Source organism: Armatimonas sp. (assembly GCF_031410135.1).
Taxonomy (GTDB): Bacteria; Armatimonadota; Armatimonadia; order Armatimonadales; family Armatimonadaceae; genus Armatimonas.
This window is the reverse complement of sequence record NZ_JANNYP010000720.1, coordinates 1-9,646: the sequence shown is the minus strand read 5'-3', so window position 1 is coordinate 9,646 and position 9,646 is coordinate 1. Positions and strand designations below refer to the sequence as shown.

Sequence of the window (9,646 nt, the reverse complement as noted above, 5' to 3'; positions counted from 1 at the left end):
GGGTCGCCTGGGGCCGAATGGGATCATTGGTAAATGATTCCTGCTTGGGCAACATCGTCACAGGCGTCTTATGCTCCCAACGCGTCTTTCCTGTTGACGTGTCTAGGCTCACCACTACTTCCACACCCGCCTCGCGCTTGGGGCTTATCTCGGTGGAGTAGAGGGTAAAGAGCACCTTACCATCCCCGACCATCCCCGACGTTCCCTCGCCCAGTGCTCGCCGCCAGCGCACCGTCGGCGCTGCTTGCTTGGAAAGCGCCTGCGTCAGCGAGAAATCCCGATTGGGGCCGCCGTACTGGAGCCAGTCTTTTGCCATAACTACTGAAATCGCCAAAACGCAGCAGCGGTTCCCGTTTCTGTGTCGCCGGTTGAAAACCGGCGGCATAGGGCATTGTACCCAGACCATGTGCGCTCAAACTCCGTCAAAAGCCCCATGCACAGAGTGCATAACTCGGCTACAGTAAGCCATGAAAGAATCCGAGTTCGTTCGGCGGCTCCGACAAGAAGTAGAACACTGGCACGACGAGGGTCTAGTGGATGCAAGCCTGGCCGAGCGCTTGCTGGCGCGCTACGATGGTCAGGACGGCCCTGCGCGGAGCAAGATTGCCGTGGTGCTCTCGTTTCTGGGGGCGCTTCTGATCGGGATCGGGATGATTGTCTTTGTGGCCTCCAACTGGGTGGTGATTCCCGGCGCGGTAAAGCTCGGTGGCCTGCTGGCGGCGATGGTGCTCGCGTACTGGGGGGGCTTCCGGCTACGCTACATCGGGGAGAGCTACCACGGGACGGGAAATGCGCTCCTCTTTCTGGGCGTCTTGCTCTACGGCGCGAACCTCTTTCTGGTGGCGCAGGCCATGCACATCAACGCCGAGGCACAATCGCTATTGGTGCTCTGGGCAGTCGGCGTGTTGCCACTGGGCTGGCTTTTAGAGTCTCGCGCGATGCTCACGCTGAGTTTGCTCTTGCTCACCCTCGCGCTGGGCGGGGAGGCCGAGTTCTGGTGCGACGGGCCAGGTGGTTTCTGCGCGGTCTTTCTGCTCTGGGGCGTGCTCCTCGTGGCACTAGGCCGACTGGTTCCCAAGCTTGCTGGGCTGGCGGAGGGGCTAGGGGTGTTCGTTCTCCTGACGGTTCTCACTGTCTTAGCCGACTTTGGCTACGGTGCCGAATGGGGGTATCTCGCACTAGGTGGCCAGCTCAGGTTGGTGCTTCTGGGCGCCGTGACACTGGCTGCGACCGTCGTGGTACTGGCTCGGCACTGGCAGGAGCCGCTGGATCGTGCCGAGGGACTGGGGCTATTAGCCTTTGTGCTTCTCGCGGGGGGCGTGCTCGTTGGCGACGGCCTCGACGAAGCACTCCTGCGAACGGTCTTTAATATTCTCCTGCTCGTCGTAATTGTGGGGGTGCTCTGGATCGGCTACGAGCGCCGGGAGCCGGGCTGGGTGCAGCTGGCGCTGGCGTTCTTTGCGCTGGAGGTGCTAAGCCGCTATGTGGAGCTGCTCTGGCAGAGCCTCCCGATGGAGGTTTTCTTCCTCAGTTCGGGGATCGTCCTTCTGGGCGGGGGGCTTGTGCTGGAGCGGGTACGGCGTACCTTGCTCAAAAAACTAGCGGAGAGGGAGTAAAGCGATGCTGAGTTTTCCAAGACGGTTCGCGCTGCTTATCGCGGTTCAAGCGGCGCTGGTGCTCGGGCTCCTGGGAGTCAGGCAGCTCACGCTCCGCACCGGGCAGTCGGTTCTACTCAGGGTCGAGCCGATAGACCCCGTGGACTTCTTTCGCGGTGAATATGTCGTGCTGAGCTACAGCCTCTCTGAGGTGCAGAGCAGGTGGATTGAGGGGCCACCGCTACAGAAAGGCGAGACGATCTATGTCACCCTAGGGCGCACGGGCCGCTTCTTTGAGCGTGAGAGTGTCTCACGGACGCCCCCCAAAGATACCCCCACCTTCTTAAAAGGTACGGTCGTGAGCGCCGACAAGACCCACTGCCGCGTGGAGTACGGCATTGAGAGCTGGTTTGTCCCGCGTGGCAAAGGCCCCGAGCTAGAGCGCGAAGGCCGCCGCTCCGACCGTCAGCTGGTCGCTGAGGTGGTCGTGGACACGCAAGGGCACGCCGTCTTAAAAGCTGTCACGGTCGAGCCCAAGCGCCCTACTTCCACTCGGTAGCCTTTGCGCCGTGCACGCGTAGGGCGTAGCTCAGCTCGCCTAAGTGATACGTGGTGTGCCGGAAGGTGTAGAGCACGCGCTCCATCACGATGGCACCGCACCAGGGAAAGAGTGTCTCCTCCTCAAGGAGCGCGGCGTCATCGAGCGAACGCAGGTGCGTGTCGGTGCGGGCGGCAATGTCATCGAGATAGGTGCGGAGCGCTGCGCGGCTGGGAAGGGTCGCCGGGTCGTCGTTGGCATCTACCCCGAAACGCGCCTTGGTATCGAAGGCGCTGGGGTCGGACTGGATATAGAAATCGGCCCACTGGAGTGCATGAAACGCAATCCGTGCCGGAACTAAGCCAGGGTGCTCCCCCGCATACCACTGCTCATCGGTGAGGCGCCCGATCGTCATCCGAAACATTGTCCACTGGCGTTCGGCCTGTGCGGCCAGGCCATTGCTGAGACTCATTTTTCATTTCTCCTGGGTAGATATCGCTCTCAAGGAGGCAAGTCTCACAGGGAAACTAGCGCCGACCTTGCTGGATTGTGGCTGTTTCTTGGGGCGTGAGATAGCGTGCGAGCTCGTCGTGTGCCGAGGCGGCGCTCTGAGACTCCTTGGCAACACTACGGGCGGACTCCGAGAGGGCGGCGAGGGCTGTGGCATCGAGTGCCCCCGATTGTTGCGCTGCGATAGCGTCCCGGAGGGCGGCGATCTTGGAGAGAATCTCATCACGGAGCACCGCAGCGCGGCGACCCACGATGGCGGATTTTTCCTGGCTCTCCGCGCGTTGCTCAGCAGACTCGGCCTGGCGCAAGAGCGAGGCGGCGATCACCGAGTCAGTCTCCTTGGTGGCACGCTCGGTGAGCTCCTGTGCCTGTGTGCGGAGCAGGGTGGTGTCCTGTGGCTCGATCACGACGGCAGGCAGGGCATCAATGGCCTCTCCTAAGGCGAAGAGGGCCTCGCGCACCTTGAGTGCCGTGGCCTCGTTGGCCGCCACCAGCACGGCATCGCGCACCAGCTGGAGGTAGGCTTTGGAGAGTTCGTCTTGGCTGCGGCTAATCAAGTCCTCGACTTCTTTAGGCGAGAGTGCTTCGTGGGCCTTGCGAAAGACGAACTGAGCAACGGGACCGTGCGCAAACATCCATAGGGCAGTGGTACCTGCTCCGAAAACAGAAAATCCCAGAGCAGCGTTGCGAAGAGATGCTCCCAGGACAACGGCTGGAAGTCCTACCAAGAACCCCCCCACCATCATCGTGATTATGGCAACGCTCTTGGTTCCCGTCGCCGATGCGGGAGCTGCAATAGCCGCCTGCTCCTCGGTGAGCTCCATTCCCTGCGCCCAGAAGCGCCCCATCTTACGTAAGTCTGGCTTTGGGATCGGCTCGTCCACCTGTGGCTCCCCGAAGCCCTTGGCGGAGCGCCGCCGCACGAGCTCAATGTGATAGCGGCTACTCAGGTTCTGTGGGAAGATTTCCATACTCTATTGTAGCCTAATCGCATCCTTCATTCTTTTCTTACGACGAGAGCTTGGCACACTTCTTGCAATACGGCTTCTCCTGAGGAGTAGAGAATGAAATTTTTAAATGTAAAAGGGCTGCTTGCGCTAGCTCTCCTATCAATGTCAGGTGCTGCAAATGCCCAAAATATGTACGTCGGGGACTTTACAGGCAATGAGCTGATGCGCTTCAATGCAACGACCGGCGCGGGTCCCAGTGCATCTGCCGGTGTCAATGGCGTTGAGCACATGCAAACGACTGCAACCACGCTGTATGCAAACTCGTTTGCCAACGGGAGAATCCAGACCTTTAACCGAACCACACTGGCTGCAGGGCCTGATTTTGCTGCTCTACCTAACGCCATTGGACTTCAGCTCAGTGCGGATAATACTAAGCTTTTTACGACCAATACAGTTAGTGGGGGCATCATTGACCCCTTCGTTCGGCGCTATGATATTACCAGCGGCCTCGTCGAGGCAGAGGTCAACCTACTCAGCTACGGTATCAATCCTTGGTCGGTGCGCTTGGATCAGCCAAACAACCGAATCCTGTTTTCCATGGGCTTCGATAATTTCACCTCAGACCCGGACCGAGGAATTTATACCCTTCCGACTAACTTCACCAGCGCGAGCGTTCCAACCACCCTTGTTTCCGCCGCAAATCTCAATGGAATCAATCGCCCCGCAGGGCTTGCAGTGCTTCCCAATGGAGATTTCTTCACGGTCGGCAGTCAGTTTGACGGCGGCCCGCTGAAAATCAACCGCTTCAACTCTGCGGGAACCTACCTCGCGACCGTTGCAGGCGGATCGGGTGCCACCGATTTTCTAAACTTTAGTGGCTATGATGTCGCTGTTGGATTTGATGGTTCCCTGTACGCAACAGTGAATCCTACCAATGGTATTGATCCTGCCTGTATCTTTAAAATCAACACGACGACCAATAGCTTTGACAGTGTCTTCGTCAATGGAACCGCCGGCATTCACCAAGCGAAAACCCTGCACTTTGATCAGTTCTCGCTGCCAACCGCAGCTCCGGAGCCTGGTACGCTGGCCCTAGGTGCACTTGGCCTCGTCGGCCTGGTTGCTGCTCGTCGCCGCAAGCACTAGTCTGTCAGTGAAAATAAAAAATGACTCTCTGGAACGGTTCGTTCCAGAGAGTTTTTTTATAAGTTGATTGTTTGCTTTTTGTTTGTATTTCAAGTATACTTCGTTGTCTTGACGATGAACGAGAAACTCACTCCACCCCAAAAAGGTGCTCTTGCCAAAGCACGGAAAATTCGTGAAGCTTACTGCGCGGATCCAAACCGTTGCCGTCACTGTGGCGAAGCCATCTTACCCAAACCTACAGAGCGCCTTCAAGAAGTCCGACGACGGCTTTTCTGTTCCCGGTCTTGTGCTAACTCTTTTCACAATGGGCGGGTTCCTAAACGTAGCCGTAAAGATCGTGTTTGCAAGCACTGTGGCAAGGTCTCCAAAGAGGGCACTGAGGATCGTCAGCTTTGCGAGGAGTGCTGGCAAGCCTTTCGGGTACAGGTGGAGGCGCGGTGTAAAGGCAATGTCAGCCGGCGCACGATCTATGTCCACGCGGCTTCTGTGATGAAAAAACGTGCGAGGCAGTGTCAGCGGTGTGGTTACGCGCTTTTCGTGGAAACTTGCCACCTGCGAGCGATTAAGGACTTCCCCGAGACAGCGCTTCTCTCCCAGATCAATGCCCCTGAGAACCTGCTCTATCTCTGTCCAAATTGCCACCATGAGCTCGACGCTGGGCTTTTGGTGTGGAAAGGTGAAATAGCGGCATCCGGACTTGAACCGGAGACCTATGGGTTATGAATCCATCGCTCTAACCAGCTGAGCTATGCCGCCAAGATCGCGACGGTAATTCTATCGCGTTTCCTCTTTCTTTGCAACACGCCGAATTCGGTGGTTGAGGGTATCGCCAATATAGAGCGCCCCATCGGGGCCAACCACGACGCCGTGGGGACGATCCAGCCCCGCCTCGGTTGCAGAGCCGCCGTCGCCGCCAGAGCCCTTGCGTCCGCCCGCTACTGTCGAGATCACGCCTGTTTTGGCATCAATGCGCCGGATCGCGTGGTTCTCAGTGTCCACGATGTACAAATTCCCCGCTTTGTCGCACGCCGCGCCTTTGGGGCCATTGAAGGTCGCCTCTTTGGCCGGGCCACCATCGCCCGTATAGCCTTTCTTACCCGTTCCTGCAATCGTGGTAATGATGCCCTTCTCGTCCACTTTGCGCACGCAGTTTCCCTCGCGCTCGATGATATAGACGACTTTGCTATGGCAGCAGACCGCGCGTGCCCCAAAAATCTCCGCCTGCGTTGCCAAGCCTCCATCGCCGGAGTGCACACGCTTGCCCGTGCCTGCAAAGACCTGTGGCGCGAGCTTATCGGGGCTGAGTCTGTAGATCTGGCACGCTTTCACATCGGCGATATAGAGCCAGCGCCCATCACTTGAAGTGGCGACATCGTGGGGCTCTTGAAACATAAACTCGTGGGGCTTGGAGTCGAGGAAGACCTTGTGACTGAGGCGATGTGCCGTCCAGACCTGCTCCCCCAGCACGGCCACAGCAACCAGATCCTCTGGCTTTGCTCCCGGAGTCTCGTAGATCGTGGAGATTTTCCCCGTCTTTGCCTCGATCTTACGGAGCGCGTTTACCCCAGCCTCAGCCACAAAGAGGTTGCCTTTTTTATTGAACGCCAGCGTGAACGGATCTTGGATTCCCGCATCTTTCGCCACGCCGCCGTCGCCGCTATGTTCGGGCTTGCCGTTGCCCGCAAAGGTAGTAATGACATCCATGCCGAAGATTATACTATGGTGCGCACATTTCTCTTGTTTTTACTTGGTCTGGCGCTGGCGGGGGGAGTCTTTGTCTTGCTACGGAGCCAGCATCACCAGCCTGCGCGTGTGCTCACACAGCACCCCAATGCCACCGTGCGCCGCCTCGCTCCCCTCTACCCCCGCTTTGAGGAGACGGACTGGAGCGTGCGCCACCCCGAGGAGCAGCCACAGACCCTAGAAGCCTTTCAGGCACAACGCACGCCCCTCGCGGACCGCAAGACACACTCATTTTATATCCAGCCTATTGGCCGGTTTGGGAAAGACCAGCAGCAGCTCCTGACGGATACGGCGACACTTCTCGAACACTGGTTTGGCTCGCCCGTTAAGACCCTGCCTCCTCGGACACTGGAGAGCCTTCCTCAGAGTGCCCGTCGCGGCCCCCAGCTTCTGACCGGGGTGCTCCTCAATCAGGTCTTGCTCCCCCAGCGCCCCCACGATGCCATTGCAGTGCTCGGGGTCACCACGGTGGACTTGACACCAGGTGAGGGCTGGAACTTTGTCTTTGGACAGGCATCGCTGGTCAATAAAGTGGGAGTCTGGTCGCTGGCGCGCCTGATTGATCCCACCGGCAACCAGGCACGTACACGCCTGCGCTTCTTTAAGCTCGCTACCCATGAGACAGGTCATATGTACGGAATCGAGCACTGCCTTGTCGCAAAGTGTGGCATGAATGGCTGCAATAGCATTATGGAGACTGACCGTGCCCCACTCGCGTTCTGCCCCGAGTGCACCGCCAAGCTCTGGCACGCCACAGGGCTCGCGCCCAAGCCCTGGTTCACTGCGCTCGAAGCCTTTGGCAAGCTACATGGTCTCAAAGAGGAAGCGCTGCTCTGGCAACGCTCCCGTGAGGCTCTCAAGCCATGAGCAATTTTTTTGTGGCGGGGGGAAATCTTGCGCCCGATGCGCCCTGCTATGTTCTGCGACAGGCCGACGATGCGCTGCTGGCGGCGCTCCAGGCGCGGGAGTTTAGCTATGTTCTGGACACACGCCAAGTGGGCAAGTCCAGCCTGATGGTACGGGCCGCCACTCAGCTTCGTCGTGATAGCGTCCGGGTGGCGATTTTAGATCTCACGGGGATTGGGCAGAATGTCTCACCGGAGCAGTGGTACAGTGGTCTGCTCGCTCAGCTTGGGGCCGCCATTGGCCAGGAAGACGCGCTGGAGAACTTTACCGACTCGCACCCTCAGCTTGGCCCTGCACAGCGTTTTTTCGCCGCGCTCCAGGAAGTGGCACTGCCTCAGGACACCTCGCCGCTCACGCTCTTTGTGGACGAGATCGATGCCGTGCGCTCTCTGCCCTTTCCCACCGATGAGTTCTTTGCCGGGGTGCGCGCCTGCTACAACCGCCGCTCAGATAACCCTGGACTCAAGCGTCTGACGATCTGCCTGCTGGGTTCGGCAACTCCCGATAGCCTGGTTCGGGATGCTCGCGTGACCCCGTTTAATATTGGCCAGCGCATCGTCCCCACGGACTTCACACTCTTGGAGGCGCGGCCCCTCGCGGAAGGCTTTGGTGATGGGGGAATGCACGCCATTGAGCGGATTCTTTACTGGACCGATGGCCACCCGTACCTGACACAACGTCTCTGTCAGGCCGTTGCCAAAGTCGGGCACTTCGACAATGGCTCCGTGGATCGGGCCGTCGCCCGGCTTTTCTTTCATGAATCCGCGCGTGAGGAAGAGACCAATCTCAGCTTTGTTCAGCGGCGGGTGCTGGAAGGCGGCGAGGATGTCACGGCGCTGCTGGAGCTCTACCGTCGCGCCCGTCGCCGCGAGATTAAGGAGGAACCGGGGAGTCCCCTGGGGGCGATTCTAAAGCTCTCGGGAATCGTGCGGAGTGTTCGTGGCCAGCTTCGGGTACGCAACCGCATCTACGCTCGTGTCTTCGATGAAGCCTGGATCAACCGTAGCATCCCTGACGGTGAGCGGCGGCGGCAGCGCGCGGCGTTCCTGCGTGGGCTACTTCCGACAGCAACTGTTGGGCTTGTAGGGCTGGCAGCCACGGGGTTGCTGACCTTCCGCTCAGTCAGTGCCGAAAAAGAAGCAACACGCTCGCTCAACGAAGTGCGACAGCGTGAGCTACAGTGGAAGCAGGCCCTGGAAGCGCTGGCGAACGAGCGGGCTAGTCACTCCAGCGCAGATGCCGCACTGCGCCAGCTCGCCGAAGACCGCCTGAAGTTCGCTCAAGAAGAGAACCTGGAGCTTCGTAAGCGCCTCGGAATCGCTCCCGAGACCGATCTGCGCCTCCGCTAGGGTATTCTATTGCTAAATGACTATATTAATTGCGGGAGCGAGTGGTTTTATCGGCCAAGCACTGGTAGCGCAGCTTTCGAAAGAGGGGCACACGGTTCAGACTCTCAGCCGGACACCAAAAAATGGGCAGCTGGCTTGGAGCAATGAAGTGGCTTGGCGTCCTGCCGTGGCGCAGGCCGATGCGGTGATCAATCTCTGTGGCACTTCTGTGGCAGCCCAGCGCTGGAACGATGCCTTCAAAGATGAGATCATCACCAGCCGCGTCGAGCCGACTCGCAAGCTGGCCAGCGCCCATCCCAAGGTGCTGATCAATGCCTCCGCTGTGGGCTACTACGGCGACTGCGGTGAGGCGGAGATTACGGAAGAAGCGCCGGCATCGAAAGACTACTTTGGCCATGTCTGCTCAGACTGGGAAGCGGCTGCGCAAGAGGCGACCGTCGCCGGAGGACGAGTCGTTTTTCTACGCATCGGGCAGGTTTTTGCACGGGGGGGAGGCGTGATCGCGACCATGCTCAACCCACCCCAGGTGCCTTTTTCGCCGTGGAAGCTGGGGCTGGGGGGGCCGCTTGGCAATGGACGGCAGTGGGTGCCCTGGGTACACCGCGACGATGTGCTAGGGCTGATTTCCTGGGCGCTGATAACCCCCGAGGTCTCTGGCCCGCTCAATGCTGTCTCTCCCAATCCGGTCACGGCTCGTCAGCTCTCCGAAGCTCTGGGAAAAGCTCTCGGCAAGCCCGCGCTCGTCCCTGTGCCTCTCTTTGCCCTGAAGGCACTTGTCGGAGAATTCGCCCAGTATCTCGTCGCAAGCCAGCGTGTCGTTCCGAAAAAGGCACTTGACCTCGGCTACACGTTCCGCTGGCCGACTCTGCCCGAAGCCCTCACCGACGTGCTACTGCCCTAGCCGCTTGC

The 9,646-nt window shown here is 59.2% G+C and carries 10 protein-coding genes, 1 tRNA gene and 1 pseudogene; 7 read left to right on the top strand and 5 right to left on the bottom strand.

What is annotated here, in order from left to right; all coding sequences use genetic code 11:
- Nucleotides 1-316 (bottom strand): annotated as a pseudogene (locus tag RMO15_RS26225) (hypothetical protein); the annotation flags it as partial.
- Between the two features lie 151 nt (nt 317-467).
- On the opposite strand from RMO15_RS26225, the gene RMO15_RS26220 reads away from it, so the two are divergent.
- Together RMO15_RS26220 and RMO15_RS26215 are read left to right on the top strand one after the other, a co-directional pair.
- Complete coding sequence (locus RMO15_RS26220; RefSeq protein ID WP_309719750.1) at nt 468-1,616, top strand: DUF2157 domain-containing protein; 1,149 nt, start codon at nt 468-470, stop codon at nt 1,614-1,616.
- 4 nt (nt 1,617-1,620) lie between these two features.
- The gene (locus RMO15_RS26215; protein WP_309719748.1) at nt 1,621-2,154 is read left to right on the top strand and encodes a GDYXXLXY domain-containing protein; all 534 of its coding nucleotides are present in this window, start codon (nt 1,621-1,623) and stop codon (nt 2,152-2,154) included.
- On the opposite strand, the gene RMO15_RS26210 is transcribed toward RMO15_RS26215, so the two are convergent.
- Nucleotides 2,138-2,605 (bottom strand): DinB family protein, encoded by a 468-nt coding sequence (locus tag RMO15_RS26210; RefSeq protein ID WP_309719746.1) that lies wholly within the window; start codon nt 2,603-2,605, stop codon nt 2,138-2,140. The genes RMO15_RS26215 and RMO15_RS26210 overlap by 17 nt on opposite strands.
- Before the next feature lie 55 nt (nt 2,606-2,660).
- Nucleotides 2,661-3,614 carry a hypothetical protein gene (locus RMO15_RS26205; RefSeq protein ID WP_309719744.1) on the bottom strand — a complete coding sequence of 318 codons (954 nt, stop codon included), beginning with the start codon at nt 3,612-3,614 and terminating at the stop codon, nt 2,661-2,663.
- Nucleotides 3,615-3,755: 141 nt separating this feature from the next.
- Here RMO15_RS26205 and RMO15_RS26200 point away from each other — a divergent pair, with 141 nt between their 5' ends.
- Together RMO15_RS26200 and RMO15_RS33470 are read left to right on the top strand one after the other, a co-directional pair.
- Nucleotides 3,756-4,739: a PEP-CTERM sorting domain-containing protein gene (locus RMO15_RS26200; RefSeq protein ID WP_309719742.1), complete on the top strand. Its 984-nt coding sequence runs from the start codon at nt 3,756-3,758 to the stop codon at nt 4,737-4,739.
- A 114-nt stretch (nt 4,740-4,853) separates the two neighbouring features.
- Nucleotides 4,854-5,462, top strand: a complete 609-nt coding sequence (locus RMO15_RS33470) for an HNH endonuclease (RefSeq protein ID WP_369016167.1) — start codon at nt 4,854-4,856, stop codon at nt 5,460-5,462.
- On the opposite strand, the gene RMO15_RS26195 is transcribed toward RMO15_RS33470, so the two are convergent.
- Together RMO15_RS26195 and RMO15_RS26190 are read right to left on the bottom strand one after the other, a co-directional pair.
- Nucleotides 5,422-5,495, bottom strand: a tRNA-Met gene (locus RMO15_RS26195). The genes RMO15_RS33470 and RMO15_RS26195 overlap by 41 nt on opposite strands.
- Nucleotides 5,496-5,513: 18 nt before the next feature.
- Entirely contained in the window at nt 5,514-6,443 is a 930-nt protein-coding gene (locus tag RMO15_RS26190; protein ID WP_309719739.1) for a hypothetical protein, read from the bottom strand.
- A 15-nt stretch (nt 6,444-6,458) separates the two neighbouring features.
- On the opposite strand from RMO15_RS26190, the gene RMO15_RS26185 reads away from it, so the two are divergent.
- Genes RMO15_RS26185 through RMO15_RS26175 form a run of 3 tightly spaced genes read left to right on the top strand, consistent with a single transcriptional unit; the run spans nt 6,459 to nt 9,638 of the window.
- Nucleotides 6,459-7,349 carry an archaemetzincin gene (locus RMO15_RS26185; RefSeq protein WP_309719736.1) on the top strand — a complete coding sequence of 297 codons (891 nt, stop codon included), beginning with the start codon at nt 6,459-6,461 and terminating at the stop codon, nt 7,347-7,349.
- Nucleotides 7,346-8,737 carry an AAA-like domain-containing protein gene (locus tag RMO15_RS26180; protein WP_309719733.1) on the top strand — a complete coding sequence of 464 codons (1,392 nt, stop codon included), beginning with the start codon at nt 7,346-7,348 and terminating at the stop codon, nt 8,735-8,737. The genes RMO15_RS26185 and RMO15_RS26180 overlap by 4 nt, the downstream gene beginning before the upstream one ends.
- A 16-nt stretch (nt 8,738-8,753) precedes the next feature.
- Nucleotides 8,754-9,638, top strand: coding sequence for a TIGR01777 family oxidoreductase (locus RMO15_RS26175; protein WP_309719730.1), 885 nt, complete (start codon nt 8,754-8,756; stop codon nt 9,636-9,638).
- The last annotated feature ends 8 nt before the right edge of the window (nt 9,639-9,646 follow it).

Bases quoted from the DNA above. Each gene is read 5' to 3' on its own strand.
- RMO15_RS26220 (WP_309719750.1), top strand. From the start codon at position 468: ATGAAAGAATCCGAGTTCGTTCGGCGGCTCCGACAAGAAGTAGAACAC.
- RMO15_RS26215 (WP_309719748.1), top strand. From the start codon at position 1,621: ATGCTGAGTTTTCCAAGACGGTTCGCGCTGCTTATCGCGGTTCAAGCG.
- RMO15_RS26210 (WP_309719746.1), bottom strand. From the start codon at position 2,605: ATGAGTCTCAGCAATGGCCTGGCCGCACAGGCCGAACGCCAGTGGACA.
- RMO15_RS26205 (WP_309719744.1), bottom strand. From the start codon at position 3,614: ATGGAAATCTTCCCACAGAACCTGAGTAGCCGCTATCACATTGAGCTC.
- RMO15_RS26200 (WP_309719742.1), top strand. From the start codon at position 3,756: ATGTCAGGTGCTGCAAATGCCCAAAATATGTACGTCGGGGACTTTACA.
- RMO15_RS33470 (WP_369016167.1), top strand. From the start codon at position 4,854: ATGAACGAGAAACTCACTCCACCCCAAAAAGGTGCTCTTGCCAAAGCA.
- RMO15_RS26190 (WP_309719739.1), bottom strand. From the start codon at position 6,443: ATGGATGTCATTACTACCTTTGCGGGCAACGGCAAGCCCGAACATAGC.
- RMO15_RS26185 (WP_309719736.1), top strand. From the start codon at position 6,459: ATGGTGCGCACATTTCTCTTGTTTTTACTTGGTCTGGCGCTGGCGGGG.
- RMO15_RS26180 (WP_309719733.1), top strand. From the start codon at position 7,346: ATGAGCAATTTTTTTGTGGCGGGGGGAAATCTTGCGCCCGATGCGCCC.
- RMO15_RS26175 (WP_309719730.1), top strand. From the start codon at position 8,754: ATGACTATATTAATTGCGGGAGCGAGTGGTTTTATCGGCCAAGCACTG.